This window comes from Arthrobacter sp. EpRS71 (assembly GCF_001512285.1).
Taxonomy (GTDB): domain Bacteria; phylum Actinomycetota; class Actinomycetes; order Actinomycetales; family Micrococcaceae; genus Arthrobacter.
The window spans coordinates 864,900-887,605 of sequence record NZ_LNUV01000006.1; the positions used below are offsets into that span (position 1 = coordinate 864,900).

Genomic DNA, 22,706 nt, shown 5'->3' on the forward strand with positions numbered 1-22,706 from the left:
TATTCATGCCTGCACTACGCTCAAGAACTGTCACCCACGGCCGCAACATGGCCGGAGCCCGCGCGCTGTTGCGTGCCTCCGGCGTTGCCAACACGGACATCGGCAAGCCGATCATCGCCGTCGCCAACTCCTTCACCGAGTTTGTCCCCGGCCATACCCACCTGGCGCCCGTGGGCCGGATCGTCTCCGACGCGATCCTCGCCGCAGGCGCTGTGCCGCGCGAGTTCAACACCATCGCCGTGGACGATGGCATCGCCATGGGCCACTCCGGCATGCTCTACTCGCTGCCATCCCGTGATCTGATTGCCGACTCCGTTGAGTACATGGTCAACGCACACTGCGCTGATGCCCTGGTCTGCATCTCCAACTGCGACAAGATCACCCCGGGCATGCTCATGGCCGCCCTGCGCCTGAACATCCCCGTGGTGTTCGTTTCCGGCGGTCCCATGGAGGCCGGCCGCGTGACCCTGACCGACGGATCCGTGCGCTCCCTTGACCTGGTGAACGCGATTGCCGACGCTGTGGACGAATCCATCTCAGATGAAGACATCAACCTCATCGAAGAGAACGCCTGCCCCACCTGTGGCTCCTGCTCAGGCATGTTTACCGCCAACTCCATGAACTGCCTGGCCGAAGCGATCGGGCTGGCCCTGCCGGGCAACGGTTCCGTGCTGGCCACCCACACCGCCCGCAAGGCGCTGTACGAGAAGGCCGGTTCCACGATTGTTGAGCTGGTGAAGCGCTATTACGACGGCGACGACGAGTCCGTCCTGCCGCGCAACATCGCCACCGCTGAAGCGTTCGACAACGCCATGGCCCTGGACATTTCCATGGGTGGCTCCACCAACACCATCCTGCACTTGCTGGCTGCGGCCCAGGAAGCAGGCGTGGACTACGGCCTGGCCGAAATGGACGCCAAGTCCCGCCAGGTTCCTTGCCTGGCCAAGGTGGCTCCGAACGTTGCCGGCAACAAGACCTATTACATGGAAGACGTGCACCGTGCCGGAGGCATCCCGGCGCTGCTGGGTGAGCTGAATCGTGGTGGCCTCCTGCACAAGAACGTCCACTCGGTGCACTCCACCGACCTTGACGGATGGCTGGATGATTGGGATGTCCGCGGCGGCAAGGCAACAGAAGAAGCCAAAGCGCTGTGGCACGCCGCTCCCGGTGGTGTCCGTTCCTCCACAGCTTTCTCGCAGTCAAACGTCTGGACCTCCTTGGACACGGACGCTGAAGATGGCTGCATCCGGTCGGTGGAACACGCGTTCTCCAAGGACGGTGGCTTGGCTGTGCTGCGCGGCAACGTGGCAGTGGACGGCGCCGTGGTGAAGACCGCAGGCGTGGACGAGTCCATCTGGACCTTCGAAGGCCCCGCAGTTGTGTGCGAGTCACAGGACGAAGCCGTGGAGAAGATCCTGAACAAGACCATCAAGGAAGGCGACGTAGTGGTGATCCGCTACGAAGGCCCTCGAGGTGGACCGGGTATGCAGGAGATGCTCTACCCCACCTCGTTCCTCAAGGGCCGCGGCCTGGGCAAGAAGTGCGCCCTCATCACGGACGGCCGCTTCTCCGGCGGCACCTCCGGCCTGTCGATCGGGCACATCTCCCCGGAAGCTGCCTCCGGCGGCACCATCGCCCTGGTGGAGAACGGCGACATCATCAGCATCGACATCACCCAGCGCTCCCTCCAGTTGCAGGTCTCCGATGAGATCCTGGCCGAGCGCCGCGAAAAGCTCCTGGTCAACGGCGGCTACAAGCCCAAGGACCGCGAACGCCACGTGTCTCCCGCACTGCGCGCCTACGCCGCCATGGCGCTGTCCGCAGACAAGGGTGCCGTCCGGGACGTCTCACTGGTGGAAAACCTCTAGCGGTGAAACCCGGAATCTGCGGTCATACTTTGGCAGCACGCCACGTCAGGGATGATTCCGTGGATTATTCAATTCGTCGGGGTGCGGGGTGCCAAATGTGCGCCATTGTGGGCTATCTTGATCGTTATGCGGCCCGGACAGGGCTAATGGTCTACAGCACGTTTGCAATTGTTCCGTATCGATGAAAGGAAATGCCTTGGCTGTTTCTGTTGAATTGGGCAAAGCACTCGATAAAGCCTACGAAAACTCCACCCTCGATGAAATCCTGGCGGCCCCGCCGTCGGCGCTTGCCGGACTGACCGACAAACACGCCGAACTGCTCGCTGACCTGGGTATCAAAACCGTCCGGGATCTGGGGAGTAACAAGTACTTCGCTGCCGCAGGCGTGCTGGTCGCGCTGGCCGGAAAAGCCGGATAATTCACCTCGCATCGCGAAAGCGTACGACGGCGGGAGGTTCCCGCCGTCGTGCGCTGACTGTTACGGTGCTTCCGTTCAAAGCGGCGCGTCGATGCCGAGGTCTTCGAGCGCCCACGACAGGATCCGCAGCTCGAAAGGGTGCCGCTCCTGGATCTCAAAGACGTAGGCGTCAAGCTCGAGGACGGGAGCATTCCCTCCCTGGGCCCAATACCTGAGCCACAGGTCGTCAATATCGATCGTCCGGTTGCGTATGAGGTTTCGCGCTGTTCTACGTGGATCTTCCATGGCAGGTATCCCGTTGCAAGCGGCGGGTCGCTCTCGGAGTGATTTGATCAGGTACCTTACCATAAAGACTGTACCTCTCCTGGGTTTCGCGGACAATGGGTGACGGGAGGCCTAAGTGTTCCTACGATTAGGCTCATGGAACCTACCGGAAGTGCCGAACACATCAGAAGCCTGCACGAATTGGTGGTCGGCAGTTCAGACATCCACGGAATCCTCAATGGGGTGACCGGCTTCGCCTGTGATGCCATGAGCAAGGTGGCCGGCGAAAACATCGACTGCGCCCTGACGCTGCGCCGGCGCAAACGGACATCCACTGTTGCAGGCAGCAGCGAAAGGGCCGTGTATCTGGACAAGATTGAACAGGAACTTCGGCAGGGCCCCTGTCTGGCAGCGTTGGACGCCGGGCGTCCGATGCTCTTGGCCGACGTCAGCACCGACACCAACTGGCCGCTCTACAGCAAGGCCCTGGCAGCTGAGGGCGTCCACAGTGCACTGGGCGTTCCTATGGACTTGGGCGAGACCTCGCAGGCGGTCATCAACTTCTTCGCACCCACAGCCGGGACCTTCACGGATGCTGTCATTGCTGAAGCTGCCGCCTTCGCAGACGTTGCCGGTAGTACCTTGCGCCTGGCCATCAGGGTGGAAACCGTGGAGCAACTCAACGCAGACCTGAAGACGGCGATGTCCTCCAGAACGGTCATTGACCTCGCCTGCGGCGTCATCATGGCTCAGAATCGTTGCAGCCAAGACGAAGCATTCAGCGTGCTGACCAAGGCATCAAGCCACCGAAACCAAAAACTGCATGCCGTTGCGTCGGAAATCATCGCCACCCTCAGTGGCAGTAGTGACAACCAACTGCGCTTTGAGGACTAGCCAGTTTTGACGAACCGCTCTTAGTACAAGCGGGCTGTTTGATACAACTGCCCTGCTTGGTCGCCGCCGCTCAGTGGCGACGGCGGGGGCGGGGGCGACGCACCGCCGTCGGGCTCGCTGACCGGGCCAGTGACGCCGGTGGCCACGACCCTGCGGAGCTTGGTGCGTCCCAAGAAGAGCATGGCCAATGGTCCGAGCAAGAGCAGAAGGCCAACCGTGCCCAACCATGCCATGCCTGCAACGAAAACCAGGCCCACCATGTAGAGAAGGTGGATGTCCGGAGCGCTCGTCAACGACACAGTGGTTGCGAAGGCCGGGCCTTGGGATAACTTCATATTCTGCTCCTGCGGGGCGTCAGTTGCTCTTTCCTACTGCTTATGAGTGTTCTGACAGGTCGAAAAGTGTTGGCGATTCGGGGTGATTTTTCGAGGAACTTCGCTGGCTCGAGGGCGCGGAGCATGAACCCGGAGTCCACCCCATTACTTTGGCAAAAGACAACAGGAAGAAATTGTTTTTAAGTCCGCGTCACGTTTCCGCAGGTCAAAGCACATATCCAGTGCCCAAGTCGTTGAACCGCGTCCGTGCCGTCGCCCTTTTCGGCCGCGTTGCGGTTCACCGACGGAGTTGGCAGTGATGGGTGTGGCGGGTTCTGGGGCCCGCCCGGGGCGCCATCACTGAGTAAACCGGGCTAGTGCGGTCGGTCGTCTGAGTCGCGACCGACCGCACGACCCGGTAGACGGCCGAAGTGCGTAAACCTAGACTGACCGCATGGCGCAGACCAAGCCCCGCATCATTCGCGCTGTTTCCCTGGCCTTCATGGCAGCCGTCGTCCTGACAGGCTGCGCGGGAAGCGGCACCAGCCCTTTCGTCGGCATGTGGGGTGATCCAAGTGACGCCAGGCAACCTTCCCTGGACCTCACATCAGATGGCAACGCCGCAGGAACTGACGGTTGCAACAGGCTCATGGGATCGTGGAAAGAGGACGGCAAGACCATCTCGTTCGGGGGTTTCGCCTCCACCCGGATGGCCTGCGAAGGCGTGGATACCTGGCTTTCAAATGCGTCGACGGCCAAAATCCAGGAAGACGGGAAGCTGGCGGTGTTCGGCCAAGGCGGGGATCAGATCGGGACGCTTGTACCCGGCAAGTAACCGGGTCCCGTCCAGGCATCAGTTTCAACGAATCGTGGGGGACACCGTGGAGGATTCACGTGGTGAGGGTGTGGAACAGGCAGTCTCAACCGGAACATTGCCCGGCTGGGATCAGGTCGATTCGCTGGTAGCGGCATCATACGAGCGGAACCGTGCGTGCAGTGATGGCTCGGCGGCAGACTACATCCCCGTTCTTGCGCACGCTGACCCTGATCTCTTTGGCGTCTGCGTGGTGGAGGTGGATGGCGGAGTGCATGTGGCCGGCGATGCCGAGGTGGAGTTTTCCATCCAGTCCATCTCCAAAGCCTTCGTCTACGCCCTGGTGTGTGAGGACCTCGGGCATAGTGCCGTGGCTGACTTGGTGGGCGTGAACAACACCGGCTTGGCCTTCAACTCCGTGATGGCAATAGAACTCAATGACGGACACCCCATGAATCCCATGGTCAACGCCGGTGCGCTGGCCACCACCGCCCTGGTACCAGGCACAACGGCGGACGATCAGTGGGACAGCATTCACAGCGGACTGTCGGCTTTCGCAGGCCGTACGTTGGTGCTGGATGAAGAGGTCTACCGTTCTGAATCCGCGACCAATACCCGGAACCGCGCCATTGCCCGGCTCTTGGAAAGCTACGGCAGGATGGTCCGCGATCCGTTGGAAGTCGTGGATGTCTACACCAAGCAATGCTCGCTGCGCATCAGCGCCCGGGACCTCGCCATCATGGGCGCCACACTGGCCGATGGCGGGGTCAATCCCGTGAGTGGCAAGCGGGTGGTTTCCGCTGAAGTTTGCCGGGATACCCTAGCCATCCTTGCGGCCAACGGGCTCTACGAAAGATCGGGGGAATGGCTCTTCGAGATCGGGCTCCCGGGCAAATCCGGGGTCTCCGGCGGACTGCTCACGGTGTCACCCGGCAAGGCAGGAATCGGGACCTTCTCGCCGCGTCTGGACTCCGCCGGGAACAGCGTCCGCGGGCAACAGGCCACCGCGTATCTCTCCCGGGTGCTGGGTTTGAACATCTTCGCATCCCAAGCGCATGCCCCGGCGGAAGGGTCCGCGGAGGCCAGCTCGCACTGAGGCGAGCGTACGCGCTACACAGAGTCGGGCTGGGTGTCTGCACCTTCCGGATCAGCGGCGTTTGCGGCCAAGGGATTCTCAATCTCATCCGTCATCATGCGTGCTGCGAAGAGTGCCACGAAGGCCATGATGGGGCACACCAGGCCGGCGATGAAGAAGATGAGCCAGAGAGGAACCACCTCGGCCAGAGGTCCGGCAAGGGCCATGGAAACCGGCATCAACGCCAGTGAAACGAAGAAGTCCAGGCTGGAAATCCGACCCAACAAATGCCGGGGCACTCGCCGTTGCAGCAGCGTCCCCCAGATGACCATGCCAACTCCCTCGGTGGCACCAAAGATGAGCATCGCGGCGCCGAGCACCCAGAAATTGTCCATGAACCCGATCGCAGCAACCGGCAGGCTTCCCAGTCCCCAGGTCACCACCATCACGGTGAGGTAGCGCCGGGGAAGGCGGAACGTTGCCGTGGCCAGCGCGGCGGCGGCGCTGCCAACTCCCATGACTGCCAGCAGGAAACCGAACGTCCTTGAGTCGCCGCCCAATTGATCGCGGACCACGAACGGAAGCAGGACCTCGATGGGACCGATCAGGAAAAGCACGGACAAACAGGCCCAGATCAGGGTCCACAGAAGCCACGGTGTGCGGATGGTGTAGCTGAATCCCTCTCGGAGGTCCTTGATCAGCGAGGATCTGCCGGTTCCCGGGGCTGTAGTGTCCGGAACGGTTTCACCCGGGCCAGAAGCCTGACGGCTCAGGAGGTTCACGATCCCAAACGCCAGCAAGTGGCACACTGCCACACCGGCCACGGCATGGGCCGGGGACAGCACCGCCACCAGGATCCCCGCGATGGCCGGGCCCGCTGCCTGCTGCAAAACCGGCCGCACTGTTCCTTCCAGTCCATTGGCAGCCAGAAGGTCGTCGGCCGGCAGGATGCGCGGAAGCATGGCCGAATACGCGGGGAAGAAGAACGTCTGGCCCACACCCAGGACGAAGGCCCCCACGGCCAGGTGCCACAGCTGAATCACATTGAACATGGCAAGTGCTGTGATGGTGGCAATGACGGCCAGGTTGGCGCCTTCCACCGCAATGATGAGGAGCCGCTGCGGGAACCGGTCGGCCGCGATACCGCCCGCCAGGACAAAGCCCACCAAACCTATGCTGGCTGCGGTGGCAACCAAGGACAGTTCCAGCGGGCCGCCACCAAGGTGGATGACCTCATAAACCATCGCCACCGCCCACATCCCGGATCCGAAGATGGATATGGACAGCGCAGAAATCAACACCCGGAATTCCCGGTGCGCGAAGGGACGCAACGCTCTCAGCGAGGCCATTCCCTCAGCCTAAACCTGTGCCTTGGCGCGGTGGTTGGCACCCGGTCTCCGGAACGAAGTCCGGGAGGAACCAGGTTATGAAGCGCCCGACGGCGGCGCGTCGTCGTCGATGTCCGCACCTTCTGCGGGGTCTTGGCTGTGCAAACCGGTATCGTGCGGAACCCAGCCTTCAGTTTCACCCTCCGCCGGGGCGTCGGCGTGGTGCCGGTCGGCATGTTCGTTCTTGTCCGAGCCATTCATAACGGATACTTCCTGTCCTTGCATGGACTGCTTCCGTGAGTGCCTCCCAGTTTACGCCGGAGGATGGCCGAAGCGGGGTCCGCTCTCCGCGGAATACTGTCCACATACGGCCTTCAACGGCACTCGCAGGGTGAGGCCGTGGCATAGGCTGAAGCCAGCAGTTCCCCGTAAAACGACTAGCTGCCAAGGAGAGGTGAAGATGCCCAAGCGCCCCAACCCGGCGGTGAAGATCGCCCAGGAAACAGCCCATAACGCTGTGTTTGACCAGCAAGGCAACGCCAAGCCCGGAGTGCACAGTGCGTTACTGAAGGCTGTGGAAGTCCAGCGGCCCCTGGTCCTGGCAAACCTTCGCAGGCTCCAACGCCGGCACCCCAACGATTCACCGGCCCAGCTTGCAGCCAAACTGGAACGCCACTACCTGCTGGCCATCTCCGGCGGGGGCGCAGCGGTAGGCGCTACCGCCGTCGTGCCTGGCATTGGAACCGCGGCGTCGCTGGGACTATCCGCGCTCGCAACCGTGGGCTTCCTGGAGACCACCGCGCTCTATGCGTCATCCTTGGCGGAGTTGCACGGTATCCGGCTGACTGATCCCGTTCGAGCTCAAACCATGGTCATGGCCATCATGCTGGGAGAAGAAGGCACGTCCATGCTGGGTGCCCTGAGCGGCCAGTCGCTGGGTCGTGGCAAAGGAGTGACCAACGCGTGGGGCCGGACGCTCACCAAGAAGATTCCTGGAAGTGGATTTGGCGTCATCCGCGACTCCATCCAGCGTGCGTTCCTGAAAAACCTCCTGAAACGGCAAGGTACCGCGTTCCTCGGACGCGCCCTGCCGTTCGGCGTGGGCGCCGTGGTAGGTGGTGCAGGCAACCTGATGATGGGCCGGGCCGTGGTGTCCACAGCCAAGGAAGCGTTCGGTCCGCTCCCGGATACCGTACCCGGCGAGCTGCTCCCGAACGCGCCAAAGAATGCCCTGAACACAACGCTGGAAGGCGGTAACGGTGGATCTGAACGCTGACCTGGGGGAGTCTTTTGGCTCCTGGACCATGGGAGACGACGCCTCGATGTTCCGCATCGTGAGCAGCGCAAACGTGGCCTGCGGCTTCCACGCCGGGGATCCCCTCACCATGCTGGACAGCTGCCGTGCGGCGTTCGAACTGGATGTCCGCGTCGGCGCCCACGTGGGGTACCGGGACCTGGCTGGCTTCGGACGGCGTTCCCTGGACATGACCTTCGATGAGTTGTTCGGAGATGTGCTCTACCAGCTGGGCGCCTTGGACGGCATGGCCCACGCGGTGGGAGCTTCAGTGGATTACGTGAAGCCCCACGGCGCGCTCTACAACAGGATCGTCCGTGACGCTGAGCAGGCCGAAGCCGTAGTGGCGGCCGTCCACGCCTACGATCCCGGGCTGCCGGTCCTGGGTTTGCCAGGGTCAGCGTGGCTGACGCTCGCTGAGGAATCCGGGCACCCGGTGTTCCGCGAAGCATTCGTGGACCGGGCCTATCTCCCGGACGGGACGCTGGTACCGCGCACCCAGGAAGGTGCCGTGCTGCATGACCCAGACGCCGTCGTGGCCCAGGCCGTGCGGCTCGCAACGCGCAAGGAAGTGCTGGCCGTAGACGGAACCCTGGTTCCAGTGCAGGCCGATTCGCTGTGCATTCACGGCGATACGCCCGGTGCGGTGAACATGGCTGCTGCGGTTCGGGAGGGCTTGGAGAAGGCCGGCGTTGAGATTGAAGCGTTCGCATAAATCCGTCTCCGTAAACCAGTGACTGGGGAGGTCCGATGGGTGCCGTAGTGGTGGAGCCGGGGTCAAACACGCTGATCCTCGGTCAGGAGCACGTATTGGACCGCGCGTCCATGCACTTGGCCAATGCCCTCTTGGGTAACCCGGACTCCGCCGCCGGACTTGAGGTGTTGCTGGGCGGGCTGAAGCTGAGGTTCGTGACGGGCTCGGCCGTGGCGGTCACCGGCGCCGAGGGCATGGTGACCCTCAACGGCAAGGAACTTCCACTGAACATAGCGGTTCGGGTCTCTCCTGGAGCGGTGCTTGAGTTCGGCCCCGCCCTGTTTGGTCTCCGGTACTACCTGGGGGTCCAAGGCGGAATTTTGGCGCAAGGCGGCACAAGAAAAGGTCCTACGCGCTGGTGCGGCTCTGACATTCGGGCGGCCGCTTGGCCATGGTTTCCCCGACGTGAACCACCCCGCCCGGCGTGCTGTGGATCCGGAACGCCCGGTGGTGGTCCGGGTTTCTCGCGGGCCTCAGGCATCGAATTTCGACGCCGGCACGTGGCTTCGATTGACCAGTGAACCTTGGATTCTCTCGCCGAAATCGGATCGGGTGGGTGCGCGGCTGACGGGTCGTCCACTTGACGTTGCCGCTGCTTCCCTGCATGCCGGTGCTGAAGAACGCCAGCGCCAACCGCTGGTATCGGGCTCTGTCCTGCTGCCGCCGTCGGGCCTTCCCGTTGTTGCCCTGGCCGGCCACCCGGATACTGCCGAGTCGCCGGTGATCGCAGTAGTCCGGGACGAGGACGTGGACCTGATCGGCCAAGCCAGGCCGGGGCAAATGGTGCATCTGTTGGGCTGAGAAGGGCGAAAGTCAGCGTTGCACTCTCCTGGCCAGCTCCCTCTAGAGTTTCTGTGCCAGCATCACCAGGATCCCGCTGGGGCCGCGAAGATACGTGAGCTTATAGACGTCCTGGTAGTTCGCGACACCGCGCAGCGGGTGGCATCCGTGCTTGGCGGCTATCTCAAGGGCGTGGTCGATGTCGTCAACCGAGAAAGCCACGCGATGCATGCCGATCTCGTTGGGAAGGGTGGGATCCGTTTCTATCGCGTCAGGGTGGAGGTATTCGAAGAGCTCAAGTTGGCCTTGGCCGTCCGGGGTTTGGAGCACCGCAATTTTTGCGTGGTTGCCGTCCAACCCCACGGCGGTGTCCGCCCACTCACCGCTGACCGTGTCCCGGCCCAACACTGTGAGCCCCAGATCCGTGAAGAAGGCGATGGTTTCTTCAAGATCCCGAACGGCAATACCGACGTTCTCCAGTTTGATAGGCATGAGTTGAAGCTACCAAGGCAGACTTCATAGCTCCAGAGACTTACCCAAACAGGAGGTGCGCCACCGTGAAGATCGCCAAGCCGGCCAAGGCGCCCACCACGGTTCCGTTGATGCGGATGTACTGGAGGTCCTTGCCCACCTGAAGTTCGATTTTTTGCGATGTTTCCTCGGCATCCCAGCGGGCCACGGTATCGGAAATGACGCCGGCGATGTCCGAACGGTACGTGTTCACCAGGTACCCGGCAGCGTCGCCAATCCAGGTGTTGACCTTGCCGGCCAGTTCGTCGTCGTTGACCAGTCGGTGGCCAAAGTCGCGGACGGCGCTCTTGAAGCGCTGGCTCAGTTCGCTGTCGGGATCGTCGACGGCGTTGAGCAGCGCAGTCTTCACCGTTCCCCACGTGCGGGACGCCAGTTCACGGACCTCGGGGTCGCCGAGGATCTGGGCCTTGATGGATTCGGCGCGCTCGATCATGGCGGGATCGTGTTGCAGGTCCTGGGCAAGATCTGCGAGGTAGGCGTCGATCGACTGCCGTACCTGGTGGTTCTGGTCTGCCTGCACTGCACGAACGAATTTGGACAGTTCCACGTACACGCGGTCACCCACCAAACCGTCAACGAACGTGGGCACCCAGAGGGGCGAGCGATCCGAGACGAGCCTGTTAACCGTTGCATGGTTGGCGTCCACCCAGTCGGCCGCGCGGTCAACCAGGAGGTCAACCAAGGTGTGGTGGTGGCCGTCAGCGAAGATGCGCTCGGCCATCCGGCCCACGGGCGGTCCCCAGGGCGGGGTGAGCAGGTGCTTGCGGACCATGCCTTCGATCACCGACTGGACGTCGTCGTCGTTCAGAACTGTGAACGCACCCCGTATCACCGCGCCGCCTTCTTTGGCTACGCGCTCTGCCCCGCCAGGTGCTGACAACCAGGTGCCTGCCTTGCGGGCAATGTCGATGCTGGCCAACTTTTCCTGCACAACCTCTTGGGACAGGAAGTTGCTCTCGACGAAGTCGCTGAGCGATTCGCCGATCTGGTCCTTTCGACGCGGAATGATGGCGGTGTGCGGGATTTTCAGGCCCATGGGGTACTTGAACAGTGCCGTGACGGCGAACCAGTCGGCCAGTGCACCCACCATGCCGCCTTCGGCCGCCGCACGGACGTATTCAAGCCACGGGTACTGCTTCTGGAACGCGAACGCCACCGTGAAGATCACCGCCATGGCGATCAGCAGAGCCAAGGCCAGCCGTTTCATGCGGAGCAACGCAGCCGCTTTTTCCATGTCGCCAGCGGAAGGTTCGACGACGGTGGAGGCACCTCGCTTGGGCACGGCACCAGCGAGAGGAGTGGGGGTGGTGAGGTCTTCGGCCGGGATTTGTTCAGAGTTCACCTGCATTAGCCCAGCGTAGCCCCCGGGAGTGCAGCGGGGTGGGCTAACGTGTCTGCATGACTAGCGACGACTTCGCCCCAAGCCGGCCCAAGGTCTACGCCCACCGCGGTGCCAGTGCAGCCTTTGCCGAGCACACCAGGGCCGCCTATCTGAAGGCCATTGCCGACGGTGCCGACGGTGTGGAGTGCGACGTCCACCTGACCCGGGACCAACATGTTGTGCTGCTGCACGACGCGAACCTGGACCGGACTTCCACTGGCACGGGCCCGGTGGGTGAACACACCCTGGAGCAGCTCCGGGCGTTGGATTTCTCGTCGTGGAAGGGTGCGCGGATTCCGGACGCGTATGGGGGAGTGTCCGATCAATTCCTGACGTTGCCGGAGCTGCTGGACATCCTCCGCGCTGCAGGGCGCGACATTGGTTTGGCTATTGAACTCAAGCACCCCAGCCCGTACGGGCTGAAACTGGAGGACCGTGTTCTTGCCCTGCTGGAGGAGGAAGGCTGGACGCCTGGGGAGTCCCGGCTGGAGAACATCCGGATCTCCTTCATGAGCTTTGATACTGACTCCGTTCAGCGCCTGTTGCAGAGCGTTCCCAAGGAATACATCTGCCAGTTGGTGGATGACTTCACCGTGAAAGAGATCCGGCAGGAGCTCGGTCTCGGGTTCCTGACGGGCGGGGCGGTGGCAAACGTCATGCGGGCAACCCAGCTCGAGGCCGAACGGGTCCTGGATGCAGGTGAAGTTCATCTTGCCGGTCCGGGTATTGACTACATCCGGGAGCACGCGCGCAACGTTCAGCGCTGGTTGGAGGCGGGGCGGGTCTTCCGGGTGTGGACCGTTGACTCGGAGAAGGACGTGGCCCTGTGCCAGGGCCTTGGCATCCATGAAATCACCACCAACAAGCCGGCGCAGGTGCTCGCACAGCTGATGGTGTCCAACTAGGTCGCAGATCAGGTCGTTCTGGAGCCTCAGAACGGCCTGATCTGCTACTTACTTGGGTCCGGCTTTGGGCGCCACCCTGCTTGTGATTGAGTGGTCTCATGTCTTTTCGCTGGTCAGCCCAAGCAACCCGAACCACCTCAGCAGTAGCTCTAAGCGCACTGCTCCTGGCCAGCGCCGCGAAGCACTTCCGCACGCCCAAGTTCTATTACCCGGTGGTGCCGGATTATCTGTGCCGCAAGGATGAGCCGGGGAGCCGTCCCAACGGTCCCTTGGCAGTTATGTCCCGCGAGGAATGGGTCGCATCCTCGGGCCTGCTTGAGGTGACTGCCGCCGTCGGACTTTTGATCCCTGCCACGCGCCGGGTGGCCGCAGACGCCACCACTGCGATGTTCACCGCATTCCTTGCCGGGCATATAGATGCACTTCGGCGCGCCTACGGTCCGAAGGGGACAGCTGCCGAGCGGCGTATCCACACCGTTCGTTTGCCTTTGCAGATTCCACTCATCCTGTGGTCGTGGAGCCTGCGGAAATGAGCGGAGGTCCGGCTCCCTTGAAACTGCGGGAGTCCCCGGCGTTCAAGGTGGCACTGTCCCTCAGTATCGCAACCGGTCTATACGGCGTGTCATTTGGAGCCTTGGCCGTGGCATCGGGGTTCGACTTCTGGCAGACGATGGTGCTGAGCCTCCTGCTGTTCAGCGGAGGTTCGCAGTTCGCCTTCATCGGCGTCGTTGCCGGCGGTGGATCCGGGGTGGCGGCCATGACGGCCAGTGCGCTGCTGGGGCTTCGCAACGGCATCTACGGAATGCAGATCAACGCCATGCTCCGCCCCGGCGGGTGGAAACGTTATGTTTCCGCGCATGTAACCATCGATGAATCGACGGCGACGGCGTCAGGCCAGTCTGATCCCGACGAGCAACGACGCGGGTTCTGGACAGCCGGAATCGGCATATTCATTTTGTGGAATATCTTTACGGCTATTGGTGCGCTGGCCGGTGACGCCATGGGCGATCCCAAACAATGGGGCTTGGATGGTGCTGCGGTTGCGGCGTTCCTGGCCCTGCTGTGGCCACGACTAAGGGGTCGCGAACCCTGGGCGATTGCCGCCGCCTGTGCCCTTGCCACCATCGTGGCCGTGCCATTCGTTCCGTCGGGTGTTCCCATCCTTGTGGCGGCAGTAGTGGCCGGCGTGATCGGCTGGTTCAGCCACGCACGCATGGATGAAGGCCTGGAACCGGACGTAGATCCGTACGCGGAGAAGCACCGGCGCGAACACGGGGGCAGGAAATGAACCTCTGGCTGTGGATACTCATTGCCTGCGCCCTGGCATACCTGACCAAGCTGGTGGGCTACTTCGTCCCGGCCAAGCTGCTGGAAAGCCCGCGGATCATGCACGTTGCCGGCACCATGACCATTGGCCTGCTGGCATCCCTCACCGTGGTGAACGCCGTGGCGTCAGGACAAGGCCTGGTCCTTGATGCCCGCATAGGTGCCTTGGTGGCCGCCGGCGTCGCCCTTTGGCTCCGTGCGCCGTTCCTCGTCGTCGTGATTTCAGGCGCAGCAGCCGCAGCATTGCTGCGGCTGCTGGGTTGGGGCTAGTTACCTGGTTGGGGCTAGCGGTACTGCTGACCACTGGGTTGTTGCACCGGCGGTTGCTGTACAGGCGGCTGCTGCATCGGCGCCTGGGCGTAGCCTTGCGGGTACGGGTGGGCATAACCCTGCGGGTAAGCCACGAATTGCTGCCCGGCAGCAGGTCCGAGGTAGCGTGCGGAGCCGTATGAAAGCATAGGCACGAAAACCACCGGCAACAGGACCAGGCCAACTGTGTAGCCTGCGTCCTTTCCAAATGATTTTGCGAGGTCGTTCATGGACACGATGCTGAAGTAGATGCCTGCGAACGGGATGAAGAAGAGCAGGTACCAGTACCAGGGGCGGCCCGCGATTTCCAAGAGCTTTATTCCGTTGTAGACCGGCACAAAGGCACCCCACGCGGGCCGGCCGGACTTGGTGAAGATTCCCATGTAGAGCACGCCGACGATTGCGAAAATCACCGCAAAGTAGATCACCATGAACAGCAGGCCAAGGCCGACCGCTAGTGCGGAATCGGCTCCGCTGGAAGAGTATGAGCTCAGGGGAATATTCATGCAACTGACCCTACGGTCCCCTTGGCGGTCCCGCCATGGGCAGGAGTCACCATCGGCAGCTATCGGGCAGGGCGTTGGTGCCTAGACTGCCTCAGAAAAGGTCATCCCAGGGATACCCGACTGTTCCGGAAGCGGCCGTGACGGGCGCTCCGTGCGGATGGCGTCCTCGATCAGCGCCACAGGACGCTTCCAGGCTTCAGACCCCGGTTCCATGGTGTCCACTGCACCGATCAGCATGGCCACCAAGCGGACCATGTCCTCGATGGTGATATCGCGTCGCAGGGAACCCTGCCCTTGGCCTCGCTCAAGAAGGACGGCCATGGAGCCGATCAGTCCACCGGTGATGCCTACGAGGAGCCCGCGTCGGCCGGCGACGGCGTCCAGGAGGTTGGCGTCATCGCTGGCAACCTTCATGACGGCGTCGATGACGTTAATCAGGCCCTCCGCAGCGTCCATGCCCTCGAGGGCAGACTGGGCTACCGGGTCCACGTGCAATCGGAGTTGACGTGAGAGTGCCGCGAGGACCAATTGCTCTTTGTCCGAGAAGTTGCGGAACAGTGTTGCGGGGCCAACTCCAGCGGTGGCGGCGATGGTCTGAAGGGGTACTTCGGGGCCGTGCTCGCGGAAGCACTGCCGGGCGGCGGTGATGATTTTGTCCACATTGCGTGCGGCGTCGGCCCTGAGGGGCTTGCGTTCAGAGGGCTGTTCCATGCTTGTCAGGGTAGCAACGGAGCGCCGCGCGTCCGTTGTTACGCGGGAGTACGTTGTTATATGACAAACCGGCACGTGAAACACTGGATTTCATGTTGCTTGCATTCTCAGTCGCGCCTTCGGGCCAGCCCGCTTCCGCCGCCAACGGCGGACCCACCCCCGACGCCTCCGTGCATGATGCCGTGGCTGCCGCGGTCAAGATCGTCCGCGAGTCCGGATTGCCCAACCACACGGACTCCATGTTCACCACCATTGAGGGCGAATGGGACGAGGTGTTCGACGTCGTCAAGCGCGCCACCGAGGCAGTCGGCCGCTATGGAAGCCGCGTCTCCCTGGTGATCAAGGCGGACATCCGCCCCGGGTACAGCGGCGAGTTGACCGGCAAGGTTGAACGGCTCGAAGACGCCATTTCCGCAACGGACTAGATCCTTCCCCCAAGGTACGGTGAGTGCCAGACTGGGGGCCATGATTGAACACGTTACCGAGCCTGGTTGGGTGGACGTTGAGCGTTACCTCACTGACGTCGTCGTCCTTCCGGACCCCGCCCATAAGCGCGCCCTGACGTCCGCCGTCGAGGCCGGCATGCCGGCGATTGAAGTGGCACCCAACGCGGGCAAGCTGTTGCGGATGCTGGTGCAGATGTCCGGGGCCAGGCGGGCGCTTGAGATAGGAACCCTGGCCGGGTTCAGCAGCATCTGGATGGCGCAGGGACTGCCCGACGACGGCCGGATAGTTACGTGCGAATTCCTCCAGAAGCACGCGGACGTTGCGCGGGCCAACGTGGATGCCGCCGGCGTCGGCCACAAAGTGGATATCAGGGTAGGTGCTGCGCTGGACACCCTCCCCACGCTGGCGGGGCAGGAACCGTTTGACTTCGTGTTCATCGACGCTGATAAGGAAAATGACTCCAACTACCTCGACTGGGCCATCAGGCTCGGGCGTCCGGGAACCGTGATCGTGCTGGACAACGTCATCTGGGACGGTGCCATCCTGGAACCTGGACGGGACCGAGTGAACGCGCCCGGCATTGTGGCCGCACTGGAAATGATGGGCCAGGATCCGCGCCTCGATGCCACCGCCATCCAGACCGTTGGAAGCAAGGGCTGGGACGGCTTCGCGATAGCGCTGGTCCGCTAAGTGGATTTCACGATTCGTCCGGCGACGGTTGACGACGCCGAGGCCATGGCACTCATGCACGTCCAGTCCTGGAAAGAGAGCTACGGACGCCTGCTGCCCCCTGAGTTCTTCGAGAAACAGGAAGCGGCGCTGCCCAACCGCATCGAACGGTACCGCGCGTTCATCGCTGCGGGCCACACCCGGATGCTGGCCCATGACCCCGAGGGACACTTGGTGGGCCTTGGCGCGGCAGGTCCCGGGCAAGATGAAGACGGCCCCTGCGAACGGGAACTTTTCATGCTGTACACCTTGGAACGCGTTCATGGCCGGGGTGTGGGGCAGAAATTGGTGGACACGCTGATCGGCGACGGTCCGGCGTACTTATGGGTGCTGGATGACAACCCGCGCGCTCAAGCCTTTTACCGGCGCAACGGATTTGTGCCGGACGGGAAACGCCAGCACTGCGACCCATCCTGGTACTCGCTGCCGGAACATCGCATGGTGCGTCCCGGCGTCGGGCCTTAGCAGGCGCAAAATGCGCGCAAGCTGTTCCCACCGCTGACCCGTATGGATATGGTGATCACGGGCGGTGCGGCTGAAGATCGCCCGGGTTGACATCGGGCGCCGAAATCGGAGCCCGAGTACGCCATTCGATTCTCGGGAGGAAGCATGTCTGATCCAGAGCAGGATCCAACCCAGCAGGAGGGCCCCGCGGACGGCGGCGCGTCCGGCGTTCCCGGCACTCACGACGGCGGTGCCGACGGTGGCGCTGATGGTGGGGCCGAGGGCCCCGCGGACGGCGGCGCGGCCGGCGTTCCTGGCACTCATGACGGCGGTGCTGACGGTGGTGCCGACGGCGGTGCTGACGGTGGTGCCGACGGTGGTGCTGGATAACAGGGCGGCCAGCTTTGAGCACTACCAGCACTGACCTCCAGGACCCGGGCGCAGTGAAGGGCGCCGGGGTCCTGGAAACGCGCCTGATTGACATGGGCCTTGAGAGGTTCGCCAGCGAGGTGTGGGGGCGCACCGCCCTGCTTAGCCGTGGCGTCAGCGATTTCTCCGATGTGTTTTCTGCCGATGCAGTGGACGAACTGATATCGCGCCGCGGACTGAGGACACCGTTCCTTCGCGTCGCGAAGGGCGGTTCCACCCTTCCGGAATCTTCGTTCACTTCCCCGGCAGGCGTAGGCGCTACCATCTCGGATCAGCTCGACGACACCGCGCTGTGGCGCAAATTCGCTGACGGAGCAACCCTCGTCCTGCAGGCGCTGCATCGCACCTGGGACCCCGTGTTGAGCTTCAGCAGTCAGTTGAGCACCGAGCTCGGGCATCCCGTGCAGGCTAATGCGTACATCACCCCTCCTCAGAACCGTGGTTTTGACGATCACTACGATGTCCACGACGTCTTCGTTCTGCAGATCGAAGGAACCAAGCGCTGGATCATCCACGAGCCGGTCCACGTGGACCCGTTGCGCAGCCAGCCGTGGACCGATCACCGCTCCGCCGTGGCCGAGGCTGCTCAAAGCCCCGCCTACATCGACACCGTCCTCGAACCCGGCGATGTCCTCTACCTTCCCCGTGGTTGGCTGCATGCTGCCCAGGCGCAAGGCGAAGTTTCGATCCATCTCACCCTGGGAGTCCACAGCTGGACTCGGCACACGTTGGCTGAGCACCTCGCACAGGCGGCACTTGCAGCGCTGTGCGACGATCCGGAGATGCGCGGGTCCCTGCCGTTGGGCGTGGATGGACCCGAGGGCGAAATCGCCGCAGTCCGTGAACGCCTTGCGTCGGCCGTCCTTGAGGCTGATGTCTCTTCCCTCTTCCAACGCGCACGGAGGGGACAAGGACGCCCGGCTCCGCTTGGTCCGGTGGCCCAACTCGCGGCCGTTCAGAGCCTCGGCCCTGAGACATTGGTGCGGCTCCGGGACGCATTGGAAACGCGGATCGAGGGATCACGCTTGACTACCCGCGTGGGTTGGCTCGACTTCTCTGAGGCAGACTTACCGGCCGTGGAACGCCTGTTGGGTGGAGGGGATCACCTCGCAATAGATCTGGGGGTTGAACTGGTGGAAAGGCTGTTGCGCGCAGGAGTTCTTGTCCCCGCCCAGCAGTGATTGGCAGACCCAGCAGTGATTGACGGAGTCGAGGAGTGATTGACAAAACAGTGACCTCCCCGGTGGCCGCAACTCAAGGTTTTTTCTGCGCCAACAGCGCCCGCGTGCGCGGCGACTCGATGGCAGGCACGGCATCGCCCGGCCTCGTTTGGGTCCTCATAGAGCACCGGGGCGGCTGGCCTCCCAACGGTTTTGAGGGCCTTGATCTTGAAGCCGGGACCAAAGCCCTCGTATCCTCTGCGGCGCGGATGGCGGGTGCGCGGGTTCTCTTGGTGCGGAAACCGGGTCCCCGCCCGAGGCATGGTCTTCAGAGGTGGGCGGTACTGCGATATCACAGCTCCGGGGACTACCAGCAGCTGTGGGGATCGTGGGAGCAGGACGGGGATCTTGCGGGGATTGTTGCAGCACTGGCGTCCCCTGGAAACCCCGGTCTTCCGCCGGTCATCCTGATTTGCGTGCATGGCCGGCATGACCCCTGTTGCGCAGTGCGTGGCCGGCCCGTGGGCCGTGCGCTCAGCGAGCTGTGGCCGGAGCTGGTGTGGGAGTGTTCCCATGTTGGCGGGGACAGGTTCGCGGCCAACGCAGTGGTGGTTCCGGACGGGGTGTACTACGGAGGTCTCGACGCCGAGTCATCCGTCGCCACGATCAAGAGCCATCTTGCCGGGCGCATTGACGCGGGGTATTTGCGGGGATACACGGATCTCTCCCCACCTCAACAAGCCGCCATCGCCGCTGTGCTCGGACGTTTTGGCCCTGCCGGCCGCCACGACTACCAAGTCACTGAAACCCGGCATCAGATCGGGGAAAACACGGGCGAGGGCGAGCGGTGGCGCATTCACGTCACCGGCAGGCCGCCCCATCCGGCGCATATCGAGGTGGAAGTGCAGGTCCGCCGCTCACCTGCGTATCAGCTCACGTGCCTGGCGCCGTCCGCGGGCTCGGTGATGGTCTACCAGCCGATGTCCATTCGGAGTGTCTGAAACCAACGGGCGGCGGACACGGGCTACAAAGCGTCAGCGCAATTCCGGGCCCTCGGGTCGATCCGGATCCAGGGGCGAACCGTCCAGCGGCGTGTCAAGCAGGCTCGGCGGCTTGGGCACTCGGGCCAGCAGGAGGCAGACGACGGTCAGCCAGGCGACTGCCACCGTCAACACCTCCATCCATACGGATGCTCCCAGTTCCATGTAGGAAATCATATGGCTCTTGACGACTAAACGGTAAGTAGCCTTACCTTTGCGGTGTGAGTCGAGGTCAGGCAGTGCTCCACTAGGGTTGAAGCATGACTCAGGCAGGGCCGAAGTAGTGGCGAAACCCCGTAAATCCAGCAAGGCAAGGTCCCAGAGATCGACGCCGGGAGTCGTCGAGGTGCCTGCCGGCACCCGCATTGACGGACCGGTGGCCGGCGTCTACTACATCGATACCGGCGACTGCGAGTTGCTCCAGGACCAGGACAACTCCAACGGCTGGCTGCTCAAGATCAACGGCGTCATGAGCTCACACATAGACCTCGCCGATCCGCTGTTCCTCGACTTTGAATACATGCGCTGGATCGCGGCACTGGTGGAATCCCGGTGGCCCCGGGAACAGAAGCCCAAACTGCGTGCCCTGCACCTGGGCGGAGGGGCCTGCTCCATGGCACGGTACTTCCACGCCGCTTACCCCGAAGCGCGGCAGGTGGTGGTGGAGCTTGATGGCAAGCTGGCCGACTACGTCCGTGGCTGGTTCGATCTTCCCAAAGCGCCCCTGTTACGGATCCGCGTGGGTGAAGCCCGGCAGGTCACGGAGTCCCTCACCCCGGACAGCCGGGACCTCATCATTCGGGATGTTTTCGCCGGAGCCTTCACGCCCCGTGCCTTGACCACGCGCGAGTTCACGGCCCATGCGGACTCGGTCCTCGCCCCCGATGGCCTGTACGTGGTCAACTCCGGGGACGCGCCGGATCTCAAGAATGCTCGGGCCGACGCCGCCACCATCGCGGACACGTTCGAGCACACCATGATCATTGCCGATCCCGCCATGCTCAAGGGCCGGCGGTACGGCAACATGATCATGGCCGGCAGCCACGCACCGTTCGGTGACGACCCCACCCTCGCCCGCAGGCTCCTGGGCGGAGGCGTCCCTGCGCACATCTGGGATGACGCCAAAGTACGAGCCTTCGCCCAAGGAATCCCGGTACGGCACGACCCTCCGGTGGAGACGCTGGGGGAGGGCCCTTCAGCTTCGGCTGAGTGAGCTGTTCCAGGCTTCCCACAAGTGGGCGTAGCGGCCCTCGGCTGCCAGCAGTTCCTGATGCGAACCCGATTCCACAATCCGCCCCTGCTCCATGACCACCACCGTGTCCGCCGAAGCTGCCTGAGACAGCCGGTGCGCGATCACTACTGAGGTTCGTCCCGTCAACGCAGCCTCCGCCGCTTGATCCAGCATGGTGGCAGAACCGGTTCCCGCCTCTGCGGTGGCTTCGTCGAGGACTGCAATGGGCGGGTCCTTGAGCATGAGCCGTGCCAAGGCAAGTTGTTGGGCCTGCTCCGGTGTGAGTTGATGGCCGCCGGCCCCTACGGAAGTCTCCAGTCCGTCGTCGAGCGCTACAACCCACGTAGCCCCAACCGCCTTCAGGACGCACGAAAGTTCCTCCGCGGAAGCACCGGGTTTGGCGAGCAGGAGGTCCTCGGCGAGCGTTCCGGAGAAGACATGTACCTCCTGGCTGACCATCGAAATCCGTTCATGAAGCTCAGCGGGAGCGGCAGCGGCAGAGTCCAGTCCACCCACCCAGGCGGTGCCGCTGTGGGGGTGTTCCAAGCCCATGATGACCTTGGCCAGAGTGGTCTTACCGGCGCCGGAGGTACCCACGATAGCTACGCGCTCACCCGGCTTGACGGTCAGGGAGACGGCGTTCAGCGCGGGGCGCTGGCCAGGGTAGGCGAAGGTGACATCCTCCAGGACGATTCCAGCGTCGATTCCAGCGTCGGTTCCCCGGAAAGTACCGGCCCCGGTAGTGCCGGCCGGGGCTGACGCCGCGACAGTCTCCGGCTTCGCGGACATGGTCAGTCCGAACATGCGTCCCAATCCTGCTGCGGCTTTCTGCAGTTCATCGAACTGTCCCAAGACCAAGCCGATGGGATCGAACAGCCGGTAGAAGTATAATGCGGCAGCAGTGGCCGCGCCGATGGTCACGGTTCCCTCGGCATGCAGCCAGAACCCCACCACCAGCACCGCGGACAGGCCGATGAGTTCGGCCAGGTTGAGGCGGTTGTAGAAGCGGGTCAGGTAGTTGACGCCCTTGAGCGCATGTCCGATGTTCTCCCGGGAGGCGGCCGCCACCAAGTCAGCGTGACGGGAGCCGAGGCCCAGGGCCAGCACGGAAGGTGAGCCGTGAACGGTCTCAATGATCTGTTCGGTCCGGTTTGCTTCGGTGATCCGGACCGTCCGGTAGATGGGAGCGGTTCGTTTGAGGAACCAGCGAAGGGTGAACACCTGCAAGGGTGCGGCGATCAGGACAGCCACGGCGAAGCGCCAGTCGATGACACCCAGGCCCAGCAACGTCACGGCAATGGTGAAGGCTGCGCTGGTGAACGCAGGCAGCACGCCGGAAATGGCTTCGCTGACGGCCTCCACGTCACCGGACACGCGGGCCACCACATCGCCGATGCCCGCTTTTTCCAGGTGATTCAGCGGCTTTCGGACGGCCGCGGCGAAGACTTCCTCGCGCAGCCCGGCCAGGGCTTCCTCGCAGATCCTGGCCAGCAGGTTCTGTCCCAGGATGCCCAGCAGGGCGCCGAGTCCACCGGCAACCAGCAAGGCGATGGCCAGCCACAGGAGGGACATGACGTCGCCGCCGCTGGCTGCGATGTTGACCATGATGCCCAGGATGGCCGGTGCGGCCAGCCCGCAACAGGCCGCCGTCAGCAGGACGAACACCGTCAAGGTGAGCCTGCCAGGGCGCTGAGCCAGGAGGCGCCACATGGCCCTCCTGGTCTCGCGGGGCGTGGCAATGGGGAGGATGTCGG

The 22,706-nt window shown here is 63.2% G+C and carries 28 protein-coding genes and 1 pseudogene; 19 read left to right on the top strand and 10 right to left on the bottom strand.

Annotation, left to right across the window (positions count from 1 at the left end):
* Nucleotides 1-5 precede the first annotated feature (5 nt).
* Nucleotides 6-1,868 (top strand): dihydroxy-acid dehydratase, encoded by a 1,863-nt coding sequence (ilvD, locus tag AR689_RS14245; protein WP_062071176.1) that lies wholly within the window; start codon nucleotides 6-8, stop codon nucleotides 1,866-1,868.
* A 196-nt stretch (nucleotides 1,869-2,064) separates the two neighbouring features.
* Complete coding sequence (locus AR689_RS14250) at nucleotides 2,065-2,286, top strand: hypothetical protein (protein ID WP_062071178.1); 222 nt, start codon at nucleotides 2,065-2,067, stop codon at nucleotides 2,284-2,286.
* A 75-nt stretch (nucleotides 2,287-2,361) separates the two neighbouring features.
* Here the strand turns inward: AR689_RS14250 and AR689_RS14255 are convergent, their stop codons facing one another.
* Entirely contained in the window at nucleotides 2,362-2,571 is a 210-nt protein-coding gene (locus AR689_RS14255; protein WP_062073804.1) for a hypothetical protein, read from the bottom strand.
* 135 nt (nucleotides 2,572-2,706) lie between these two features.
* Here AR689_RS14255 and AR689_RS14260 point away from each other — a divergent pair, with 135 nt between their 5' ends.
* A complete protein-coding gene (locus AR689_RS14260; protein WP_062071180.1) occupies nucleotides 2,707-3,444 on the top strand; it encodes a GAF and ANTAR domain-containing protein in 738 nt (245 codons plus the stop codon).
* A 20-nt stretch (nucleotides 3,445-3,464) separates the two neighbouring features.
* Here the strand turns inward: AR689_RS14260 and AR689_RS14265 are convergent, their stop codons facing one another.
* Nucleotides 3,465-3,779, bottom strand: coding sequence for a hypothetical protein (locus AR689_RS14265; protein WP_062071182.1), 315 nt, complete (start codon nucleotides 3,777-3,779; stop codon nucleotides 3,465-3,467).
* Nucleotides 3,780-4,212: 433 nt separating this feature from the next.
* On the opposite strand from AR689_RS14265, the gene AR689_RS14270 reads away from it, so the two are divergent.
* Nucleotides 4,213-4,593 carry an META domain-containing protein gene (locus AR689_RS14270; protein ID WP_062071184.1) on the top strand — a complete coding sequence of 127 codons (381 nt, stop codon included), beginning with the start codon at nucleotides 4,213-4,215 and terminating at the stop codon, nucleotides 4,591-4,593.
* Between the two features lie 46 nt (nucleotides 4,594-4,639).
* Nucleotides 4,640-5,668 carry a glutaminase A gene (glsA, locus tag AR689_RS14275; protein ID WP_062073805.1) on the top strand — a complete coding sequence of 343 codons (1,029 nt, stop codon included), beginning with the start codon at nucleotides 4,640-4,642 and terminating at the stop codon, nucleotides 5,666-5,668.
* A gap of 14 nt (nucleotides 5,669-5,682) precedes the next feature.
* Here the strand turns inward: glsA and AR689_RS14280 are convergent, their stop codons facing one another.
* Complete coding sequence (locus tag AR689_RS14280; protein ID WP_062071186.1) at nucleotides 5,683-6,996, bottom strand: MFS transporter; 1,314 nt, start codon at nucleotides 6,994-6,996, stop codon at nucleotides 5,683-5,685.
* Between the two features lie 75 nt (nucleotides 6,997-7,071).
* Complete coding sequence (locus AR689_RS23095) at nucleotides 7,072-7,236, bottom strand: hypothetical protein (RefSeq protein ID WP_231745527.1); 165 nt, start codon at nucleotides 7,234-7,236, stop codon at nucleotides 7,072-7,074.
* A 199-nt stretch (nucleotides 7,237-7,435) separates the two neighbouring features.
* On the opposite strand from AR689_RS23095, the gene AR689_RS14285 reads away from it, so the two are divergent.
* The 3 genes and pseudogenes from AR689_RS14285 (at nucleotide 7,436) to AR689_RS14295 (ending at nucleotide 9,824) form a co-directional block, all read left to right on the top strand.
* Entirely contained in the window at nucleotides 7,436-8,251 is an 816-nt protein-coding gene (locus tag AR689_RS14285) for a hypothetical protein (protein ID WP_062071188.1), read from the top strand.
* On the top strand, nucleotides 8,235-8,984 hold the full coding sequence (locus AR689_RS14290; protein ID WP_062071191.1) for a LamB/YcsF family protein: 750 nt from the start codon (nucleotides 8,235-8,237) through the stop codon (nucleotides 8,982-8,984). Before AR689_RS14285 ends, AR689_RS14290 begins: the two co-directional genes overlap by 17 nt.
* Before the next feature lie 110 nt (nucleotides 8,985-9,094).
* A pseudogene (locus tag AR689_RS14295) lies at nucleotides 9,095-9,824 on the top strand (5-oxoprolinase subunit C family protein).
* Nucleotides 9,825-9,866: 42 nt separating this feature from the next.
* On the opposite strand, the gene AR689_RS14300 reads toward AR689_RS14295, so the two are convergent.
* A complete protein-coding gene (locus AR689_RS14300) occupies nucleotides 9,867-10,295 on the bottom strand; it encodes a VOC family protein (protein WP_062071193.1) in 429 nt (142 codons plus the stop codon).
* 40 nt (nucleotides 10,296-10,335) lie between these two features.
* Entirely contained in the window at nucleotides 10,336-11,682 is a 1,347-nt protein-coding gene (locus AR689_RS14305; RefSeq protein ID WP_062071195.1) for a DUF445 domain-containing protein, read from the bottom strand.
* A 50-nt stretch (nucleotides 11,683-11,732) separates the two neighbouring features.
* Between AR689_RS14305 and AR689_RS14310 the strand changes: the two genes are divergently transcribed.
* The 4 genes from AR689_RS14310 to AR689_RS14325 all read left to right on the top strand — a co-directional run bounded on the left by AR689_RS14310 (nucleotide 11,733) and on the right by AR689_RS14325 (nucleotide 14,216).
* Nucleotides 11,733-12,620, top strand: coding sequence for a glycerophosphodiester phosphodiesterase (locus AR689_RS14310; protein ID WP_062071197.1), 888 nt, complete (start codon nucleotides 11,733-11,735; stop codon nucleotides 12,618-12,620).
* Nucleotides 12,621-12,718: 98 nt separating this feature from the next.
* Nucleotides 12,719-13,153 carry a DoxX family protein gene (locus tag AR689_RS14315; protein ID WP_062071199.1) on the top strand — a complete coding sequence of 145 codons (435 nt, stop codon included), beginning with the start codon at nucleotides 12,719-12,721 and terminating at the stop codon, nucleotides 13,151-13,153.
* Nucleotides 13,150-13,908: an AzlC family ABC transporter permease gene (locus AR689_RS14320; protein ID WP_062071201.1), complete on the top strand. Its 759-nt coding sequence runs from the start codon at nucleotides 13,150-13,152 to the stop codon at nucleotides 13,906-13,908. Before AR689_RS14315 ends, AR689_RS14320 begins: the two co-directional genes overlap by 4 nt.
* On the top strand, nucleotides 13,905-14,216 hold the full coding sequence (locus tag AR689_RS14325; protein ID WP_062071203.1) for an AzlD domain-containing protein: 312 nt from the start codon (nucleotides 13,905-13,907) through the stop codon (nucleotides 14,214-14,216). The genes AR689_RS14320 and AR689_RS14325 overlap by 4 nt, the downstream gene beginning before the upstream one ends.
* Before the next feature lie 14 nt (nucleotides 14,217-14,230).
* Here AR689_RS14325 and AR689_RS14330 read toward each other — a convergent pair whose 3' ends face one another.
* Together AR689_RS14330 and AR689_RS14335 are read right to left on the bottom strand one after the other, a co-directional pair.
* Nucleotides 14,231-14,761 carry a DUF5684 domain-containing protein gene (locus AR689_RS14330; protein WP_062071204.1) on the bottom strand — a complete coding sequence of 177 codons (531 nt, stop codon included), beginning with the start codon at nucleotides 14,759-14,761 and terminating at the stop codon, nucleotides 14,231-14,233.
* A gap of 81 nt (nucleotides 14,762-14,842) precedes the next feature.
* The gene (locus tag AR689_RS14335; protein WP_062071206.1) at nucleotides 14,843-15,472 is read right to left on the bottom strand and encodes a TetR/AcrR family transcriptional regulator; all 630 of its coding nucleotides are present in this window, start codon (nucleotides 15,470-15,472) and stop codon (nucleotides 14,843-14,845) included.
* Nucleotides 15,473-15,564: 92 nt separating this feature from the next.
* On the opposite strand from AR689_RS14335, the gene AR689_RS14340 reads away from it, so the two are divergent.
* The 6 genes from AR689_RS14340 to AR689_RS14365 all read left to right on the top strand — a co-directional run bounded on the left by AR689_RS14340 (nucleotide 15,565) and on the right by AR689_RS14365 (nucleotide 19,682).
* Nucleotides 15,565-15,897: a thiamine-binding protein gene (locus tag AR689_RS14340; RefSeq protein WP_062071208.1), complete on the top strand. Its 333-nt coding sequence runs from the start codon at nucleotides 15,565-15,567 to the stop codon at nucleotides 15,895-15,897.
* 40 nt (nucleotides 15,898-15,937) lie between these two features.
* Nucleotides 15,938-16,609 carry an O-methyltransferase gene (locus AR689_RS14345; protein ID WP_062071210.1) on the top strand — a complete coding sequence of 224 codons (672 nt, stop codon included), beginning with the start codon at nucleotides 15,938-15,940 and terminating at the stop codon, nucleotides 16,607-16,609.
* Nucleotides 16,610-17,113: a GNAT family N-acetyltransferase gene (locus tag AR689_RS14350; protein ID WP_062071212.1), complete on the top strand. Its 504-nt coding sequence runs from the start codon at nucleotides 16,610-16,612 to the stop codon at nucleotides 17,111-17,113.
* Between the two features lie 144 nt (nucleotides 17,114-17,257).
* The gene (locus tag AR689_RS14355) at nucleotides 17,258-17,482 is read left to right on the top strand and encodes a hypothetical protein (protein WP_062071214.1); all 225 of its coding nucleotides are present in this window, start codon (nucleotides 17,258-17,260) and stop codon (nucleotides 17,480-17,482) included.
* A gap of 14 nt (nucleotides 17,483-17,496) precedes the next feature.
* Nucleotides 17,497-18,702: a cupin domain-containing protein gene (locus tag AR689_RS14360; protein ID WP_231745528.1), complete on the top strand. Its 1,206-nt coding sequence runs from the start codon at nucleotides 17,497-17,499 to the stop codon at nucleotides 18,700-18,702.
* Between the two features lie 119 nt (nucleotides 18,703-18,821).
* A complete protein-coding gene (locus tag AR689_RS14365) occupies nucleotides 18,822-19,682 on the top strand; it encodes a ferredoxin family protein (RefSeq protein WP_062073807.1) in 861 nt (286 codons plus the stop codon).
* A gap of 33 nt (nucleotides 19,683-19,715) precedes the next feature.
* Here AR689_RS14365 and AR689_RS23355 read toward each other — a convergent pair whose 3' ends face one another.
* Nucleotides 19,716-19,886 (bottom strand): hypothetical protein, encoded by a 171-nt coding sequence (locus AR689_RS23355; RefSeq protein ID WP_197412887.1) that lies wholly within the window; start codon nucleotides 19,884-19,886, stop codon nucleotides 19,716-19,718.
* A 181-nt stretch (nucleotides 19,887-20,067) separates the two neighbouring features.
* Between AR689_RS23355 and AR689_RS14375 the strand changes: the two genes are divergently transcribed.
* Nucleotides 20,068-20,934, top strand: coding sequence for a spermidine synthase (locus tag AR689_RS14375; RefSeq protein WP_231745529.1), 867 nt, complete (start codon nucleotides 20,068-20,070; stop codon nucleotides 20,932-20,934).
* On the opposite strand, the gene AR689_RS14380 is transcribed toward AR689_RS14375, so the two are convergent.
* Nucleotides 20,917-22,662 (bottom strand): ABC transporter ATP-binding protein, encoded by a 1,746-nt coding sequence (locus AR689_RS14380; RefSeq protein ID WP_197412960.1) that lies wholly within the window; start codon nucleotides 22,660-22,662, stop codon nucleotides 20,917-20,919. The two genes, AR689_RS14375 and AR689_RS14380, sit on opposite strands and share 18 nt — an antisense overlap.
* Between the last annotated feature and the right edge of the window lie 44 nt (nucleotides 22,663-22,706).